At 64.3% G+C, this 17026-nt stretch carries 17 protein-coding genes and 1 pseudogene; 15 read left to right on the plus strand and 3 right to left on the minus strand.

Annotated features, from left to right (window positions below):
* Nucleotides 1-440: 440 nt before the first annotated feature.
* The 10 genes and pseudogenes from C0606_04915 to dppF all read left to right on the plus strand — a co-directional run bounded on the left by C0606_04915 (nucleotide 441) and on the right by dppF (nucleotide 9068).
* A pseudogene (locus C0606_04915) lies at nucleotides 441-524 on the plus strand (thiosulfate sulfurtransferase).
* A 344-nt stretch (nucleotides 525-868) separates the two neighbouring features.
* Nucleotides 869-1159: a hypothetical protein gene (locus C0606_04920; protein PLX37630.1), complete on the plus strand. Its 291-nt coding sequence runs from the start codon at nucleotides 869-871 to the stop codon at nucleotides 1157-1159.
* A gap of 10 nt (nucleotides 1160-1169) precedes the next feature.
* Complete coding sequence (locus C0606_04925) at nucleotides 1170-1454, plus strand: hypothetical protein (protein PLX37631.1); 285 nt, start codon at nucleotides 1170-1172, stop codon at nucleotides 1452-1454.
* Between the two features lie 243 nt (nucleotides 1455-1697).
* A complete protein-coding gene (locus C0606_04930; protein PLX37632.1) occupies nucleotides 1698-2633 on the plus strand; it encodes a sulfurtransferase in 936 nt (311 codons plus the stop codon).
* Between the two features lie 26 nt (nucleotides 2634-2659).
* Nucleotides 2660-3304, plus strand: a complete 645-nt coding sequence (locus C0606_04935) for a hypothetical protein (protein PLX37633.1) — start codon at nucleotides 2660-2662, stop codon at nucleotides 3302-3304.
* 200 nt (nucleotides 3305-3504) lie between these two features.
* On the plus strand, nucleotides 3505-5103 hold the full coding sequence (locus C0606_04940) for an ABC transporter substrate-binding protein (protein PLX37634.1): 1599 nt from the start codon (nucleotides 3505-3507) through the stop codon (nucleotides 5101-5103).
* A 76-nt stretch (nucleotides 5104-5179) separates the two neighbouring features.
* Entirely contained in the window at nucleotides 5180-6190 is a 1011-nt protein-coding gene (locus C0606_04945; GenBank protein PLX37635.1) for a peptide ABC transporter permease, read from the plus strand.
* 28 nt (nucleotides 6191-6218) lie between these two features.
* Nucleotides 6219-7118, plus strand: a complete 900-nt coding sequence (locus C0606_04950; GenBank protein PLX37636.1) for a dipeptide ABC transporter permease DppC — start codon at nucleotides 6219-6221, stop codon at nucleotides 7116-7118.
* A gap of 4 nt (nucleotides 7119-7122) precedes the next feature.
* Nucleotides 7123-8097 carry a dipeptide ABC transporter ATP-binding protein DppD gene (gene dppD / locus C0606_04955; protein ID PLX37637.1) on the plus strand — a complete coding sequence of 325 codons (975 nt, stop codon included), beginning with the start codon at nucleotides 7123-7125 and terminating at the stop codon, nucleotides 8095-8097.
* Nucleotides 8094-9068: a dipeptide ABC transporter ATP-binding protein gene (gene dppF, locus C0606_04960; protein PLX37638.1), complete on the plus strand. Its 975-nt coding sequence runs from the start codon at nucleotides 8094-8096 to the stop codon at nucleotides 9066-9068. The genes dppD and dppF overlap by 4 nt, the downstream gene beginning before the upstream one ends.
* Before the next feature lie 41 nt (nucleotides 9069-9109).
* On the opposite strand, the gene C0606_04965 is transcribed toward dppF, so the two are convergent.
* Entirely contained in the window at nucleotides 9110-9598 is a 489-nt protein-coding gene (locus tag C0606_04965; protein ID PLX37639.1) for a BadM/Rrf2 family transcriptional regulator, read from the minus strand.
* Between the two features lie 113 nt (nucleotides 9599-9711).
* Nucleotides 9712-10638, minus strand: coding sequence for a LysR family transcriptional regulator (locus tag C0606_04970; GenBank protein PLX37640.1), 927 nt, complete (start codon nucleotides 10636-10638; stop codon nucleotides 9712-9714).
* 152 nt (nucleotides 10639-10790) lie between these two features.
* Between C0606_04970 and rbcL the strand changes: the two genes are divergently transcribed.
* The 5 genes from rbcL (at nucleotide 10791) to C0606_04995 (ending at nucleotide 16394) form a co-directional block, all read left to right on the plus strand.
* Complete coding sequence (gene rbcL / locus C0606_04975) at nucleotides 10791-12212, plus strand: ribulose-bisphosphate carboxylase large subunit (protein ID PLX37641.1); 1422 nt, start codon at nucleotides 10791-10793, stop codon at nucleotides 12210-12212.
* Nucleotides 12213-12244: 32 nt separating this feature from the next.
* Entirely contained in the window at nucleotides 12245-12601 is a 357-nt protein-coding gene (locus C0606_04980; GenBank protein ID PLX37642.1) for a ribulose bisphosphate carboxylase small subunit, read from the plus strand.
* 203 nt (nucleotides 12602-12804) lie between these two features.
* Nucleotides 12805-13617 carry an AAA family ATPase gene (locus C0606_04985; protein PLX37643.1) on the plus strand — a complete coding sequence of 271 codons (813 nt, stop codon included), beginning with the start codon at nucleotides 12805-12807 and terminating at the stop codon, nucleotides 13615-13617.
* 117 nt (nucleotides 13618-13734) lie between these two features.
* Nucleotides 13735-16071, plus strand: a complete 2337-nt coding sequence (locus C0606_04990; GenBank protein ID PLX38681.1) for a VWA domain-containing protein — start codon at nucleotides 13735-13737, stop codon at nucleotides 16069-16071.
* Nucleotides 16072-16082: 11 nt separating this feature from the next.
* On the plus strand, nucleotides 16083-16394 hold the full coding sequence (locus tag C0606_04995) for a hypothetical protein (protein ID PLX38682.1): 312 nt from the start codon (nucleotides 16083-16085) through the stop codon (nucleotides 16392-16394).
* A gap of 92 nt (nucleotides 16395-16486) precedes the next feature.
* On the opposite strand, the gene C0606_05000 is transcribed toward C0606_04995, so the two are convergent.
* Nucleotides 16487-17023 carry a hypothetical protein gene (locus C0606_05000; protein PLX37644.1) on the minus strand — a complete coding sequence of 179 codons (537 nt, stop codon included), beginning with the start codon at nucleotides 17021-17023 and terminating at the stop codon, nucleotides 16487-16489.
* Between the last annotated feature and the right edge of the window lie 3 nt (nucleotides 17024-17026).

Below are 17026 nucleotides of genomic sequence, written 5' to 3' on the forward strand. Positions count from 1 at the left end.
TCGACAGCGTCGACGCCATTCCCGCCAACGCAATCGTCATCGACACGCGTGCCGAAGAGGCCTGCGCGAAAGCTTCGCCGGCGAGTACGGCCGGGCCGGCGCGCTGCCTGTCGGTTGCCTCGGTGACCGGCGCCGGGCAGCGGCTCGCCTCGTTCCGCGACATCGTCTGGCGGCTTGGCACGCTCGGGCTCGACGGCTCGGAGCCGGTGCTGGTCGTCGGCGACCGTCAGGGCGACCGCGATGCGATTGCCGCCTTGCTCCATTTCGCCGGCCAGGCGGAGGTGGTGGTGTGGGCGAAACCGATCGACGCCCTTGAAGGCTCTGCAATCGACTCCGGCCGCACCGCCGATATGGCTCGCCCGGTGGTCTACACCGCCGCGATGCGCGATGCGGGTCTCGTGCTGCGCGACGAACTCGCCATGGAACTTTCAGCCGGCGGCACGCTCGTTCTCGACGGGCGCAGCGAGGCGGAATACTGGGGCGAACGGATCCGCACGGTGCGCGGCGGACATATCGCCGGGGCGCAATCCCTGCCGGCGGTGCGCCTGCGCGCGGGCGACCCGGTCACGGTTCCCGCCGGCACGGTGCCGGTTGTCTATGGCCATGGTGCCATCGACGGGCTCGCCTACTGGACGCTGGTTGCAGCAGCCGGCGTCGAGGCCCGGCTTTATCTCGACGGATTCGCCAACTGGGCCGACAGCACACTGCCGATCGAGGCCGCCGTCTATCCGCAAACTTCGCAGGATGCCGCACCGTCACCGTCGCCACTCGCTTCGGGACCGGTCGGTGCTGCCGCGCTCATCGGCGCCCTCGTCGGCGCGCTCGGCACGGCCGCCGCCTTCACATTCGGACGCAAACGGAGAGCCTGATGGACGTTCTGTTGCTCATTTCCTCGGCCGATGCCGCACCGCTCGCCACCCCGCTCGGCCGAGCGCTGACCCGTGCGGGCGCCTCCTGGGGCTGTTTCCTGACCAATGACGGCGTCAAGGTCGCGGGCGACGCCGCCTTTGCCGCAGCGCTCGTCGGCGCGGAACGCCGGGTCGTATGCGAACACAGCTGGGACCTGCACATGGACGGCCATGACTGCCCGCTGGAGCGCGGCAGCCAGACCATCAACAGCGCGCTGGTGGCCGAAGCCACCCGTGTCGTCAGCCTTTAAGGGGGACACGATGGCCGGTGAAAAGAAATCCATTCTGGTGCTCGCGCGGCGCGACCACACCGAGGCGATGCGGGTCGCGGCCGGGCTGACGATCTTCGGCCATACGGTGCGGCTCGTCTTCATGACCGATGTCGTTGCCGAAACCGAGGCCAATGCCGAACAGGCCGAGCTGCTGGAGCTGTCCGACATCGTGCCGGAAACAACGGTCGCGGCGATGGGCGATCAGCTCGCGCTTTTGTCGGCGAACGAACTCGGCGCGGCGCTGACCGCCGCCGACCACGTCGTGTCGATTTAGGGAGGGACAAACCATGCGTGTTCTTGCTTTCAAGACCGGTCTGTTTCCCGACAGCGAAACCGTCGCAGCCGCGCTCGCCGCGCTCGACGACGACGTGACAATCATGGATCTGACGGAGACGAAGAGCGACGAGACCTGGGATGGGGTCGTCGCCGAGCTGATTTCCGCGGATCGGGTCATCACCCTTTGACCCGAAAACCCGCCATTGGCGAAAGCCGAGGCTAAAAACGAGGAGTCCGAGGAATGAGACTGCTGAAAAACTTCGGAACGTTGCTCGGTGCGGCGCTTGTCGCGGTGAGCATTGGAGGCATGGCCCAGGCCGCTGACCCGCTGGTCAGCGTCGACTGGGTGAAGGCAAACACGGGCGCGGACGGGGTCGTCTTCGTCGACCTGCGCCCGGCAACAGACTATCTGCGCGGGCATATTCCCGGCGCGGTCAACACCAATTACGGCAAGGACGGTTGGCGCGAGGCGCAGGGACCCGTCCCCGGGCAGCTGCCGAAGGACACGGCGAAACTCGCCGGCGTTATCGGCAACCTTGGCATCGGCAATTCGAGCCATGTGGTGCTCGTACCGCCGGGCAAGAACTCGACCGATATGGGCATCGGCACCCGGCTCTACTGGACCTTCAAGGTGCTCGGTCATGAAGAGGTCTCGATCCTTGACGGCGGTATGGCCGCCTATCTCGCCGAGCAGAAGGACAAGAAGCCGGTCAACCCGCTCGAAAAGGGCGCGGCCAAGCCGGAAGCACAGACCTTCGCGGTCAATCTGAACAAGGACATGGTGATCTCCATCGACGACGTGAAGGCGGCCGGCGAAAACGGCATCCAGCTCGTCGACGCGCGCACCGCCGACCAGTATCTCGGCGTCAACCGGCACGGCAAATCCAAGGCAAGCGGCACCATCGACGGTGCGCGCAACCTGCCGCAGAGCTGGATGACGGAAAATGGCGGCGGCAAGTTCCGCTCGACGGACACGCTGAAGAAGCTCTACGCTGCCGCCGGTGTCGACACCGGGGCTCCGCAGATCACCTTCTGCAATACCGGCCACTGGGCGTCGATGGACTGGTTCGTGTCGAGCGAGCTGCTCGGCAACAAGCAGACCAAGATGTATGACGGGTCGATGACGGAATGGACCAACGCCGGACAGCCGACCACGGCGCAGATCACGCTGCAGTAGTCTGCCACTTCCTCAAGGCTATCCCGGTGGCCGCGGCGATGCTGATCGCTGCGGCCACCGCCACCTTCTCCGCCGACAAATCTCCCCGCCCCTATCCGGTCAGCGACGATGCCCGGCGCCTTGCCGCCGAACTGATCGTCATGCGCGGCGATGCGAGCCGGCTTGCCGCCGACGAAGACCAGGACCCGCCCGCGCTGTCACCCCGTGTGCGTTCGGCCCTGACGGCACGACTCAAGGGCTCGGCCGGACCGCTCGCCCTGCTGTTGCGGCGGGGCGGCGCGGCAATTGCCGGCGACGACGTCGCGGTCCTGCGCGCCGGCATCGAGGCGGGCGAGTGGGACGGCGTCGTGGCGCGACTCGATCAACTCATTGCCCGACATCCCTTCGACCCGACCGGCATCCTGCCGCTCGACTTCTCGCCAAAGGCCGTCGCGCTTGGTCAGACCCTGCACGAAAGCTATTGCCTGGGCTGCCACGAAGGCGGCGACCTGCCGGACTGGCTGCCGATGCCCGATCTGTTCGAGATGGCGCGTACCCTCGACGACACCGAACTCGCCGCCCGGTTCTACAACGGCGTGCGCGGGGCGGCCGAAACCGCTCTCGACCAGCCGATGTCGGCCGGTGACCTCGGGGCAATGATCTCGTTCTATCGCACCGCGCCACATCACTGACGTCGGGTTTTCCGTCGCGTTCTGCGCTTTCGCCTTCACTTATGTGAAAAGGCGAAAGTTTTCGCTTGCTTCCCGCGTCCGGGTCGGATGGACTACGCCCTTAGTCGGACCCGGCTGTTGCGGCGGGCATTTCCACGCCTGCCGGCCCGGGTTCTTCGTGACCGCGCCCGCGGTCACCCATTCGGGAGGTAGTTCCACTCATGAAATCCACCATTGCACGATTGCTCGCCGCAACGATCCTTGCCACGGGTCTTGCCGGCGCAGCCAACGCCAAGACCTTCGTACATTGCTCCGAAGGCTCGCCGGAAGGTTTCGACCCGGCGCTCTACACCTCGGGCACGACCTTCGACGCGACGTCGCGCTCGGTCTACAACAAGCTGGTCGAGTTCGAACTCGGCACCACCAAGATCGGCCCGGGCCTCGCCGAAAGCTGGGACGTTTCCGAGGACGGTCTCGAATACACCTTCCATCTGCGCAAGGGCGTGAAGTTCCACGCGACCGACTTCTTCACCCCGACCCGCGAGTTCAACGCCGACGACGTGCTGTTCTCGTTCAACCGCCAGCTCCAGAAGGATCATCCCTGGCACGAGTACACCGCCGGCGCGAACTGGGAATATTTCAACGGCATGTCGATGCCCGATCTCATCAAGGAGATCGTCAAGGTCGACGACTACACCGTGAAGTTCGTTCTCAACCGGCCGGAAGCGCCGATGATCGCCAACCTCGGCATGGACTTCGCCTCGATCCTTTCGGCTGAATATGCCGACAAGCTCGTTGCCGACGGCAACATGCAGGACCTGAACCAGAAGCCGGTCGGCACCGGCGCGTTCAAGTTCGTCGCCTATCAGAAGGACGCCGTCATTCGCTACAAGGCCAATGACGACTATTTCGAAGGCCGTCCGAAGATCGACGATCTGGTGTTCGCGATCACCACTGACGCCTCGGTCCGCCACCAGCGGCTGAAGGCCGGCGAATGCCACTTCAACCCGTATCCGAATCCGGCCGACCTGAAGGCGATCGGTGAGGACCCGGATCTGAAGCTGATGGATCAGGAAGGCCTCAACGTCGGTTACCTCGCCTACAACACGCAGATGCCGCCGTTCGACAAGACCGAAGTCCGCAAGGCTCTGTCGATGTCGGTCAACAAGCAGGCGATCCTCGACGCCGTGTTCCAGGGCGCCGGCAAGGCGGCCAAGAACCCGATCCCGCCGACCATCTGGTCCTACAACGACGCAGTCCAGGACGATCCGTACGATCCGGAAGCGGCCAAGAAGATGCTTGCCGACGCCGGCGTGAGCGATCTCAAGATGAAGATCTGGGCGATGCCGGTGCAGCGGCCGTACAACCCGAATGCGCGCCGCATGGCCGAACTCATCCAGTCAGACTTCGCCAAGGTCGGCGTGACGGTCGAGATCGTCTCGTTCGAATGGGGCGAGTACCTGAAGCGTTCGAAGGACGTGAAGCGTGACGGTGCCGTTCTGCTCGGCTGGACCGGTGACAATGGCGATCCGGACAACTTCCTCGCCGTTCTGCTCGGCTGCGACGCCGTCGGCGGCTCCAACCGCGCCCAGTGGTGCAACAAGGAGTTCGAAGACCTGATCCAGAAGGCCAAGGTCGTTTCCGATCAAGCCGAGCGCACCAAGCTGTACGAAGAGGCCCAGGTCGTCTTCAAGCGCGAAGCGCCGTGGACCACGATTGCGCACTCGGTCGTCTTCAAGGCGATGCGCAAGGAAGTCGAAGGCTACAAGATCGACCCGTTCGGCGGTCACGTGTTCAAATACGTCGACATTGCTGAATAGCCCGATCTAGAAACCAGAGAGGCGCCGGCGGTCATCGCCGGCGCCTTTTCCCTTTTCCCTTGCGTTTCGGTCCGTCATGTTCGCCTTTCTCCTTCGGCGTCTCGGTCTTCTGATCCCGACATTCCTCGGCGTGACAATCGCCGCCTTCGGCTTCATCCGCCTGCTTCCGGGCGACCCGGTCCTGCTGATGGCCGGCGAGCGCGGCCTCACCCCCGAGCGGCACGCACAACTGCTGCATCAGTTCGGGTTCGACCGGCCGATCTACATTCAGTATTTCGATTATCTGATGGGTGTGCTGAGCGGTGATCTCGGCAATTCGCTGGTCACCAAGAAGCCGGTCTTCGAAGAATTCTTCACGCTGTTTCCGGCAACCGTCGAACTGTCGCTGTGCGCGATCATCTTCGCTGCCGCCGTCGGTCTGCCGGCCGGTGTGATCGCCGCGGTGAAGCGCGGCTCGACCTTCGACCACACGGTGATGACGTCGGCCCTGGTCGGCTATTCGATGCCGATCTTCTGGTGGGCGCTTTTGATGATCATCGTGTTCTCCGGCCAGCTCGGCTGGACACCGGTGTCGGGCCGCATTTCGCTGATGTATTTCTTCGAGCCGGTCACCGGATTCATGCTGATCGACTCGCTCCTGTCAGGGCAGTCGGGCGCCTTCAAGAGCGCGCTGACGCATCTGATATTGCCGACCATCGTGCTCGGCACCATTCCGCTTGCCGTCATTGCGCGCCAGACCCGCTCGGCCATGCTCGAAGTGCTGGGCGAAGACTATGTGCGCACGGCGCGCGCCAAGGGCCTGACGCCACTGCGCGTGGTCGGGCTGCATGCGCTGCGCAACGCGCTCATTCCGGTGATCACGACCATCGGCCTGCAGGTCGGCGTGCTGCTCGCCGGCGCGATCCTGACCGAAACGATCTTTTCCTGGCCGGGCATCGGCAAATGGATGGTCGATTCGATCTCGCGCCGCGATTACCCGTCGGTCCAGGGTGGCCTGTTGATGATCGCGGCCATCGTGATGATCGTCAATCTGACCGTCGACGTGCTCTACGGCCTGATCAATCCCCGCATCCGCCACCAGAAGTAACAGCGGGCAAAAGAAAAAAGGGTTCGTCATGGCCGATGTCACCGTCGCTTCCGCCAAACAAGCCAACCGGGCGCTCCTCGCCGAGTTCTGGTACTATTTCCGCGAGAACCGCGGTGCTGTCATCGGCCTGTTCGTGTTTTCTTTTCTGGCGATCGTCGCGATCTTCGCGACGCTTGTCTCACCGCACGATCCGATTCATCAGTACCGCGAAGCGCTGCTGGTGCCGCCGATCTGGGAAGACGGCGGCGACGCCCGCTTCCTGCTCGGTACCGACGCGGTCGGTCGGGATATCCTGTCGCGGCTCATCCATGGCTCGCAGTTCTCGCTGTTCATCGGCTGCATCGTCGTCTCCATTGCGCTGACCGGCGGCATCTTTCTCGGGCTGATCGCCGGCTATGCGGGCGGCATGGTCGACACGATCATCATGCGCGTCATGGACATCATCCTCGCCTTCCCCAGCCTGCTGCTGGCGTTGGTGCTGGTTGCCATCCTCGGCCCCGGACTGACCAATGCGATGATCGCCATCGCGCTCGTTCTGCAGCCGCATTTTGTGCGCCTCACACGCGCTTCCGTGCTGTCGGAAAAGCAGAAGGAATACGTGGTCTCGGCCCGCGTCGCCGGCGCCGGTCCGCTGCGGCTGATGATCCTGACCATCCTGCCGAACTGCCTGGCGCCGCTGATCGTGCAGGCGACGCTGTCGTTCTCGACCGCCATTCTCGACGCAGCCGCGCTCGGCTTCCTCGGCATGGGCGCACAGCCGCCGACGCCGGAATGGGGCACGATGCTGGCCGAAGCGCGCGAATTCATCCTGCGCGCCTGGTGGGTCGTGACCTTCCCGGGCCTCGCCATCCTGATCACCGTTCTGGCGATCAATCTGGTCGGCGACGGGCTGCGCGACGCGCTCGATCCCAAGCTGAAGAGGAGCTGAGCCGATGCCCCTCCTCGACATCCGCAATCTGACGGTCGAATTCGACACCGCAGCCGGACCGTTCCGCGCCGTCGACTCGGTCGATTTCTCCGTCGACCCCGGCGACGTGCTCGCCATCGTCGGCGAGTCGGGCTCCGGCAAGTCGGTCGCCATGCTCGCCGTAATGGGCCTCTTGCCGAAGACGGCGACGGTCACCGCCGACGTGATGACATTCGGCGATCACGACCTCGCCCGCATGGCCGCACGCGAACGCCGCAAGGTGATCGGCAAAGACATCGCGATGATCTTTCAGGAGCCGATCTCAAGCCTCAATCCGTGCTTTACGGTCGGTTTCCAGCTGACCGAAATGCTCGGCGCTCATCTCGACCTCAACCGCTCGGCACGACGCGACCGAGCCGTCGAACTGCTCGACGCGGTCGGTATTCCCGAACCGGAGCGGCGGTTGTCAGCCTTCCCGCACCAGCTTTCGGGCGGGATGAGCCAGCGCGTGATGATCGCCATGGCGATCGCCTGCCAGCCGCAGCTCCTGATCGCGGACGAGCCGACCACCGCGCTCGACGTCACCATTCAGGCGCAGATCCTCGACCTCCTGCTCAACCTGCAGAAGGAAACGGGCATGGCGCTGGTGCTGATCACCCACGACATGGGCGTGGTCGCGGAGACCGCGCAGCGCGTCGTCGTGCAGTATGCCGGCCAGCAGGTCGAGCGGCAGGATATCGTGCCGCTGTTCACGACGCCGCATCACCCCTATACGGCAGCGCTGCTCGATGCGTTGCCGGAACGGGCGACCGAAGACCGACTGCCGTCGATCCCGGGTGCCGTTCCCGGTCAGGGCGACAATATCGCCGGCTGTCTGTTCAACCCGCGTTGCAAGTTCGCCACCGACAAGTGCCGCACGGTCGATCCGATGCGCACCGACGAGGCGCTCGGCGCGGCGCTCTGTCATTTTCCGCTCAACACCGGCGAGGTGGCGGCATGAGCGACATCGTCATCACCGCCCGCAACCTGACGCGGCACTATGAAGTCAGCCGCGGCGCGTTCGCCAAGCCGGCCACGCTGAAGGCGCTAGACGGCGCCAGCTTCGATCTGGAAACCGGCAAGACACTCGCCATCGTCGGCGAGTCCGGCTGCGGCAAGTCCACGCTCGCCCGCCTGGTCACGATGATCGAGCCGCCAACCGCGGGCGACCTCACCATCGACGGCATCGATGTCGCCACCGCTGGCGCTGCGGAGCGCAAGAAACTGCGGCAGAAGGTGCAGATCGTCTTCCAGAACCCGTATGGCTCGCTCAACCCTCGCCAGAAGGTCGGCTCGATCCTGGAAGAGCCGCTGAAGATCAACACCGACCAGTCGTCGGAGCAGCGCCGCGCGGCGGCGCTCGCCATGCTCGACCGGGTCGGCCTCAAGCCGGAACATTACGGCCGCTACCCGCACATGTTCTCCGGCGGCCAGCGCCAGCGCATCGCGGTCGCCCGCGCACTGATGCTAAACCCGAAGATCATCGTGCTGGACGAGCCGGTGTCGGCGCTCGACCTGTCGATCCAGGCGCAGGTGCTCAACATCCTCGCCGACCTGCAGAGCGAGTTGCAGCTCTCCTACCTGTTCATCAGCCACGATCTGTCGGTGGTCAAACACGTCGCCGACGACATCATGGTGATGTATCTCGGCCATCCGGTCGAAATGGGACCGGCGGAGGCTATCTTCGAGAAACCGCGCCATCCTTATACGCAGGCGCTGCTGTCGGCGACGCCGATCGCCGATCCGACTAACCGGCGCGAGCGTATCCGGCTGGAAGGGGAGCTCCCCTCGCCGATCAATCCGCCGTCAGGCTGTCCGTTCCATCCGCGCTGTCGCTATGCCGGCGACCGTTGCCGCAGCGAAGTGCCGCTCGCCGTTACCCATGGCGAGACGTCGGTCGCGTGCCACGCGGTCGAGGAAGGGCGGATCTGAAGTCGCGGGACTAAGGGCGCTCGACTAAAGACGCTTTGGGACTAGAGGCTCGGGCGCGGCGGCGGATCGCTCTCTTCGACCACGAGGTCGGGGAACAGCAGCGCCGTCAGTCCGTGCGCACCGCTTCTGTGAGCGGCGATGACATCGCCGAGCGTGTAGCGATCGAGCACGGTGAGATAGGCGTCCAGCGCCTCGGCGAGGATCGGCTGGACGTAGCAGGCATCCCGAATCAGGCAGGTCGAGGTCTCGGCGTCGAAGCACTCGGCGAGATGCAGGTCGTCCTCGGTTTCGCGAATGAGATCGCCGAGCGTACGCGCGAGCATCTCAGGCGCAAGCCGCAGCCCGCCGCCACGGCCGCGAACGGTTTCGACAAAGCCCGCCTGGCCAAGCTTGTGGGCGATCTTCATCAAATGATTGCGCGAAATGCCATAGGCGCGGGCGACCTCCTCGATGGTCGACAGCGAGCCCTCGCGCAGGCCGAGATAGATCAGAAGACGAATGGCGTAGTCGGTGTAAACGGTGAGCCGCATACCGCGCCCTTCAAATGTGTGCGGAAAATACTCTTTTAGCCGATTCGAACGGGAAAGGGCATGTCGCGGACCGTCGCGCGGCGCTTTGACCGAGGCGCTCGGAGATCATTTTCCTACTCCGATGCAGAGTGATCGACGGTTTCGGCAAGCACGCCGGGTCCGTCGGTTTCGAGGAACTCGAGGAACGAGCGCGCGGCGAGCGGCAATTGCGCGCCGGTCTGGTGCACCGCGTTCCACGGGCGGTGCAATGGGAAGCCTTCGCATTCGAGCAGCGTGATCGACTCGGTTGCCAGCTCGAGCTGCAAACCGTGGCGGGACAGAACCGCGATGCCGAGGCCGGCCATCACACCCTGTTTGATCGCCTCGCCGCTGCCGAGTTCCATGTAGGGCTCGACGGTCAGCCCGCTGGCCTCGAACAGCCGGTCGACGGCCTGGCGTGTCCCGGAGCCTGATTCGCGCACGAGAAAGCGCTCGCGCGCCAGTCGCTCGACGGAGACCGGCTGCTCGGCGACAAGCGGATGATCAGGGTGTGCGACGACGACGAGGACATTGTCGAGAAACGGTACATGGGCGACGTCATACTCGTCCGGCACCTGGCCCATGATGAACAGATCGTCGGCATGCTCTGCGAGCCGGTCGAGCATCTTGGCGCGATTGGTCACGGTCAGGATCGGCTGAATCTTGGGGTGACGGCGAACGAACTCGCCGAGCAGGTGGGGCAGGAAATACTGCGTCGTAGTGACGCCGGAGACCCGCAACGGGCCCGCGACCTCGCCGCGCAGCGTCTCCAGCGCGTCGTCCAGTCCAGCCAGCTCATCGAGAATCTGACGGCTCGAGCGCACCACCGCGCGGCCCGCCGCGGTCAGGTGCAGACGCCTCCCGACCTGCTGGAACAGCGCGAAACCTGCCTGTTCTTCCAAGCGCTTAATCTGGATCGACACGGCTGGCTGAGTAAGGCTTGCCTCTTCGGCGGCACGCGTAATGCTGCCCAGGCGGGCGACGGCTTCGATCAGGCGCAGTTGCTTGAGGGTGGCGTGCATAGCTGGACCATTAAATTTTGTTTATGGACCCCATAAGAATAAAATAATTTTTCTTTATGTGAAGTTCTGGCAGTCTCCGCCTCGCATGAAAACGGTTAGAGCGCTCCCGCACCAACGACGGGGAGGCGCCCCCTACCGGGAGGGAATCACGAATGTCTAAGAAATCCTACCAGGCCGGTGTGAAGGAATACCGCGAGACCTATTGGATGCCCGACTACACGCCGTCGGAAACCGATCTGCTCGCCTGTTTCAAGATCACCCCGCAGGCCGGCGTGCCGCGCGAAGAAGCCGCTGCCGCCGTCGCTGCCGAATCGTCCACCGGTACCTGGACCACGGTGTGGACCGACCTCCTCACCGACCTCGACCACTACAAGGGCCGCGCCTACGCGATCGAAGACGTGCCGGGCGACGACGAAGCCTTCTATGCCTTCATCGCCTACCCGATCGATCTGTTCGAAGAAGGCTCGGTCGTCAACGTCTTCACCTCGCTGGTCGGCAACGTGTTCGGCTTCAAGGCGGTGCGCGCGCTGCGTCTGGAAGATGTGAAGTTCCCGATCGCCTATGTGATGACCTGTAACGGTCCTCCGCACGGCATCCAGGTCGAACGCGACATCATGAACAAGTACGGCCGTCCGCTGCTTGGCTGCACCATCAAGCCGAAGCTCGGCCTGTCGGCCAAGAACTACGGCCGTGCCGTTTACGAATGCCTGCGCGGCGGTCTCGACTTCACCAAGGACGACGAGAACGTCAACTCGCAGCCGTTCATGCGCTGGCGTCAGCGTTTCGACTTCGTCATGGAAGCGATCGAGAAGGCCGAAGCCGAGACCGGCGAGCGCAAGGGCCACTATCTCAACGTGACCGCGCCGACGCCGGAAGAGATGTACAAGCGGGCCGAATACGCCAAGGAAATCGGCGCGCCGATCATCATGCACGACTACATCACCGGCGGCTTCTGCGCCAACACCGGTCTTGCCCAGTGGTGCCAGGACAACGGCATGCTGCTGCACATTCACCGTGCCATGCACGCCGTGATCGACCGTAACCCGCGTCACGGCATTCACTTCCGCGTGCTGACCAAGATCCTGCGTCTGTCGGGCGGCGACCACCTGCACACCGGCACCGTCGTCGGCAAGCTGGAAGGCGACCGCGCCTCGACCCTCGGCTGGATCGACCTGCTGCGCGAGAGCTACATCAAGGAAGACCGTTCGCGCGGTATCTTCTTCGATCAGGACTGGGGTTCCATGCCGGGCGCCTTCGCGGTTGCCTCGGGCGGTATTCACGTCTGGCACATGCCGGCTCTCGTCTCGATCTTCGGCGACGATGCCGTGCTGCAGTTCGGCGGCGGCACGCTCGGCCACCCGTGGGGCAATGCGGCGGGTGCCGCGGCCAACCGCGTGGCGCTCGAAGCCTGCGTCGAAGCCCGCAACCAGGGTCGCCAGCTTGAGAAGGAAGGCAAGGATATCCTGACCAAGGCCGCCGAAAGCTCGCCGGAGCTGAAGATGGCCATGGAGACCTGGAAGGAAATCAAGTTCGAGTTCGACACCGTCGACAAGCTCGATGTCGCGCATCGCTAAGTCGAATTTGAGAACTTGAAAGGAAAACCATCATGAGTGAAATGCAGGACTACAAGTCGAGCCTCGCCGATGTCGCGAGCCGCAAGTTCGAAACGTTCTCCTACCTGCCGGAAATGGATGACGATCGCATCCGCAAGCAGGTCGAGTACATCGTCTCCAAGGGCTGGAACCCGGCGATCGAACACACCGAGCCGGAGAACGCCTTCGACCATTACTGGTACATGTGGAAGCTGCCGATGTTCGGTGAGACCGACGTCGACCACATCCTCGCGGAAGTGGACGCCTGCCACAAGGCGCATCCGAACAACCATGTCCGCCTTATCGGCTTCGACAATTTCGCACAGTCGAAGGGCGCGGAGATGGTCGTCATCCGGGGCACACCGGTCTGATCGGCATAGATTGATGCCGTACTGACGAGAGGGCCCCCGCTTCGCCAGGAACGGGGGCCCTTTTGCTTCCGGCACCCTTGCCGCCGCACAGCCCTGCGCGCCGCCGGAACAGGCGCGCCTGGCTGGTCCGGCACCAGATATTCACGCTCGCTGCCCGGCACGGCCCGTTTTGCCGGTGCGCGACAAAGACTGACGGAAAACCGATGTCCGCTTCGCTTACCGAACAATTCCGTATCGACAAAGAACCGTTCTACCGTCCGGTCGGCAACGAGGTGGCGCTCTACGAAGCCGCCTATGCCCGGCGCATGCCGGTGATGCTGAAAGGGCCGACGGGCTGCGGCAAGTCCCGCTTCGTCGAATACATGGCCTACAAGCTGCAGCGGCCGCTGATCACGGTTGCCTGCAACGAGGACATGACCGCGTCCGACCTGATCGGCCGCTTCCTGCTCGACCGGGACGGCACCAAATGGCAGGACGGCCCGCTGACGACGGCAGCGCGGATCGGCGCGATCTGCTATCTCGACGAGATCGTCGAAGCGCGCCAGGACACCACCGTGGTGATCCACCCGCTGACCGACCACCGCCGGGTTCTGCCGCTCGACAAGAAGGGTGAACTGCTGCAGGCGCATCCCGATTTCCAGCTCGTGATCTCCTACAATCCCGGCTACCAGAGCCTGATGAAGGATCTCAAGCCGTCGACCAAGCAGCGCTTCGGCGCGATGAATTTCGACTACCCGGAAGCCGAGATCGAGACCGACATCGTCGCGGCGGAAACCGGCGTCGACAAGGAGATCGCCGGCAAGCTGGTCCAGATCGCCCACCGCGCACGCAATCTGAAAGGCCACGGGCTTGAGGAAGGCATCTCGACGCGTCTGCTGGTCTATGCGGGCCAGATGATCGCCGAGGGCGTCGATCCCGCGCTTGCCTGCACCATGACGCTGGTGACGCCGCTGACCGACGATCCGGACATGCGCGAAACGCTGGAAGCGGCCGTCGCGACGTTCTTCTTTGCCTGAAGCAGACGCCCGCCAAAGCCGGGTGCCCGCCGGCGCCCATGAAAGTGATCGAGGACAGGCGTGTGCCCGCCAGTGGGCGGCGCGGCGCCCATCCGCAACCGCAGCCGAGCCGCGGCCATGACCATCGACCTTGAAACCTATAGCGAGGAGCTGTGCAAAGCGGCTCCGGAAGTGCGCGAAGTCCTCGAGGCGTCGTTCCACGAAGCCGCGCGGATGATGTCGCCGAACGGGCTCTCGGCCTATCTGGAGGGCGCCAAGGCGCTGTGCAATCTCGGGCGCGGCACCGATCTGGTCATCACCTTCCTGCAGGAAATGCCGCTGGTCGCCAAGGAATGCGGCGACTCGGTTGTCGAGGATTGCGTCATGGCGGCGATGAAGCTGTCGTCGATGACGTCGGGCGAAGTCATCACGCTGCTGGTCGGCAGCCTGCCGACAGCGGCGCGCCGGCTCGGCGACCCGGATCTTTTGCGCGGCTATCTGGCGCTGATCCACCAGACCGCGGCCAAGGCACCGCGCGGCCTGCGCCCGATGCTGATCATCATCGACGAGCTGTTGTCGAAGCTGACCCTGTCGGGGCTGCGCCGCTGGGCGAATTTCGGCGCCGAGGCCTACCGCACCGACCTCAACACGCTGCGCCAGTATTTCGCGCTGGAGACCGCCGACAGCAAGGCGGTATTGCGCAAGGAGCGGCGCGGCACGCTGTTCGTCGGCAGCCAGCGCAAGCTGAACTTCTATCTGCGCGCGCTGTGGGGACGGGACTTCTTCCTCAGGCCGACAGCGGCCGATCACGCCGGCTTCCGGCCCTATATCGAGCATGTGACGCTGCACCTGCCCGACGCCGTCGATCCGATCGGCGAGGTCACCGGGCTCGAACTCTACCGCGCGATGGCGGCCCATCTCGCCGCCCACATCGCCTACACCCACAAGCGGATCTCGGCCGAGCAGATGACGCCGGCGCAGATGTTCTTCATCGGCCTCGTCGAAGACGCGCGGGTCGAATATCTGGCAATCGAATCGTTCCCGGGGCTCAGGCCGCTATGGCGGGCGCTGTTGTCGCTGACGCACCCGCAAGCGCCGGAACACCCCTCGCTGGCGCTGCTTGAAAAAGCCGCGCTCGGATTTCTCGATCCCGAGGCCTCGACCGGCGACACCGATATCGACGCCGTCGTGGCGCGGTTCCACCGCGATATCGCGGCCAACGCCACCGACAACACTTTCTCGTGGCATGTCGGGCTCGAACTGTTCAACGTTCTGGCGGCGCGGCGCGACGTGCCGTCGCTACGCATTCTCGAACAGATCCGCATTCCCTATCGCGACGACAACCGCTTCATCTGGGAATTCGAGGAGTTCGACTGGAGCCGCGGCGCGGAATATCTGCCCGCCAGCCAGCGCCAGGTGCGCAAGACGGTCAGCACGCTGGAAATGGTGCACGAACTCGACTGCGAACTGGCCGGCGACGACGCGCAGGAGATCTGGCGGCTGGAAACGCCCTTCTGGCTCGATCAGGAGGCCTGCACGATCAACGAGCTGGAGGGCAAGGAGCCGATCTCCGATCCGTTCCATTACCCCGAATGGGATTACCAGGTGCAGCTCCATCGACCCGACTGGTCGACGGTGTTCGAGCGCCGACAGCCGAAGGGCGATCCGGCCTCGATCGACACGATCCTGACCGAGAACCGGCCGATCACCTCGCGCATCCGCCAGATCGTCGACATGCTGCAGCCGCAGGGCGTGCAGCGGGTGCGTAACCTGGAAGACGGCGACGAGATCGACATCAACGCCGCGGTCGACGCCATGGTGTCGATCCGTATGGGCATGCAGCCGAACCCGCGCATCACCATGCGCAACGTTTTGCGGCAACGCGACCTTGCGGTGATGCTGCTGCTCGACCTGTCGGAATCGACCAATGATCTCGTCGAGGGCGAGGTCGAGGGCGGCAAGACCATTCTCGACCTGACCCGCGAGGCGGCAACGCTGGTGGCAACGGCTATCGAGGGCATCGGCGACGCGTTTGCCATCCACGGCTTTGCCTCCGACAGCCGGCACGACGTGCAGTATTACCGCTTCAAGGATTTCGAGCAGCGTTTCGACGTCAACGCGAAGTCGCGCCTTGCCGGCATGCAGGGAGGGCTGTCGACCCGCATGGGGGCTGCGATGCGCCATGCCGCTCATCACCTGATGCAGCAGCGGGCGCGGCATAAATTGCTTCTGATCGTCACCGACGGCGCGCCGGCCGACATCGACGAGCGCGATCCGCAATATCTGCGCCACGACACCAAGAAGGCGGTCGAGGAGCTCTATGCCGGCGGCATCCTGAGCTACTGCCTGACGCTCGACGCCGGCGCCGACGACTACGTCAAGCGCATCTTCGGCTTGAACAATTACACGATCATCGACAATGTGCAGCGACTGCCGGAGAAACTGCCGGCGCTGTTTGCCAGCCTGACCAAATAGGACACATGCCGATGGCCGAACCGAAGCGCTACGTTGGGATCGACAACGACGTCAATGGCGGCATGACCGACACGGGCAAGATCATCCGCGATGCCTGGATCTTCGGCCTGATCGAGGAGAGCGAGACCTGCGCCGGCTGGACCGCGCAGGGCATCGAAAGCCTGTGGACCAAGGTCAGCGCGCGCTGGGAGGAATATGGCTTCCTTGTCTCCAACCTGCCGCCGGAGATGCGCGAACGGTTCGACCGCATCCAGAGCGAAGCGATCGAACGCGCCCGCGCCGCGGGATGGAATCCCGATCGCGACGTCGCGGCCGACGAATAGGGTTCGCCGGCATCTAAGATGAGATAGGGCGGGGTCTTTCGCTCAACGCATCGGGTTATCCGAAAACCGGTCCCCGCTTTTCGGCCCGATGCTCAACCGGCGGGCTTTGCTACCACCAGGCTCCAGAACACCCGGTATTTGCTCTTCGGCGTGTACCCCGTGCCGATCCCCATGCGGGTCGCGTTCGGGTCGAGCATGACCGCGTTGTGCTGCTTCGAATCGCGCCAGCCGGAGAAGGCCTCGGCGAGCGTTCGATAGCCGGCCGAGACGTTTTCGGCTGCCGCATCGTGTCCATACCCCGCCGCTGTCAGCCGGGTCGAGACCTTGCGCGTCTTGGCGAGCGACAGGTTGACGTCGTTCTTGTCGGCCATGGCGCCGGCCTGTTCCTCGGCAACGCGCATCAGCACCGGATCGAGCGCCAGCGGTGGCAAACCGTGATTGGCGCGATAGCCGTTGATCATCGACGCTGCGGCTCGGGCATCGACGGCAACTGCCGGACGGCCGAGGTCCTGATAGAAGGACGGCTTCGCCGGGCCTGAGGGACCGCAACCGGCGAGGCCGGCCGCGACACCGCTGCCGATAACGGCGCTGCGCGCAAGCGTGAGCACGAAAGAACAGACGTCGACCATTCA

It is taken from the genome of Hyphomicrobiales bacterium, assembly GCA_002869065.1.
Lineage (GTDB): Bacteria > Pseudomonadota > Alphaproteobacteria > Rhizobiales > Rhodobiaceae > Rhodobium.

Excerpts from the sequence above, each read along its gene's own strand:
- C0606_04925 (PLX37631.1), top strand. The coding sequence starts at position 1,170 with ATGGCCGGTGAAAAGAAATCCATTCTGGTGCTCGCGCGGCGCGACCAC.
- C0606_04990 (PLX38681.1), top strand. The coding sequence starts at position 13,735 with ATGACCATCGACCTTGAAACCTATAGCGAGGAGCTGTGCAAAGCGGCT.
- C0606_04945 (PLX37635.1), top strand. The coding sequence starts at position 5,180 with ATGTTCGCCTTTCTCCTTCGGCGTCTCGGTCTTCTGATCCCGACATTC.
- C0606_04995 (PLX38682.1), top strand. The coding sequence starts at position 16,083 with ATGGCCGAACCGAAGCGCTACGTTGGGATCGACAACGACGTCAATGGC.
- C0606_04930 (PLX37632.1), top strand. The coding sequence starts at position 1,698 with ATGAGACTGCTGAAAAACTTCGGAACGTTGCTCGGTGCGGCGCTTGTC.
- C0606_04980 (PLX37642.1), top strand. The coding sequence starts at position 12,245 with ATGAGTGAAATGCAGGACTACAAGTCGAGCCTCGCCGATGTCGCGAGC.
- C0606_04920 (PLX37630.1), top strand. The coding sequence starts at position 869 with ATGGACGTTCTGTTGCTCATTTCCTCGGCCGATGCCGCACCGCTCGCC.
- C0606_04950 (PLX37636.1), top strand. The coding sequence starts at position 6,219 with ATGGCCGATGTCACCGTCGCTTCCGCCAAACAAGCCAACCGGGCGCTC.
- dppD (PLX37637.1), top strand. The coding sequence starts at position 7,123 with ATGCCCCTCCTCGACATCCGCAATCTGACGGTCGAATTCGACACCGCA.
- C0606_04940 (PLX37634.1), top strand. The coding sequence starts at position 3,505 with ATGAAATCCACCATTGCACGATTGCTCGCCGCAACGATCCTTGCCACG.
- C0606_04985 (PLX37643.1), top strand. The coding sequence starts at position 12,805 with ATGTCCGCTTCGCTTACCGAACAATTCCGTATCGACAAAGAACCGTTC.
- C0606_04965 (PLX37639.1), bottom strand. The coding sequence starts at position 9,598 with ATGCGGCTCACCGTTTACACCGACTACGCCATTCGTCTTCTGATCTAT.
- rbcL (PLX37641.1), top strand. The coding sequence starts at position 10,791 with ATGTCTAAGAAATCCTACCAGGCCGGTGTGAAGGAATACCGCGAGACC.
- C0606_05000 (PLX37644.1), bottom strand. The coding sequence starts at position 17,023 with ATGGTCGACGTCTGTTCTTTCGTGCTCACGCTTGCGCGCAGCGCCGTT.
- dppF (PLX37638.1), top strand. The coding sequence starts at position 8,094 with ATGAGCGACATCGTCATCACCGCCCGCAACCTGACGCGGCACTATGAA.
- C0606_04970 (PLX37640.1), bottom strand. The coding sequence starts at position 10,638 with ATGCACGCCACCCTCAAGCAACTGCGCCTGATCGAAGCCGTCGCCCGC.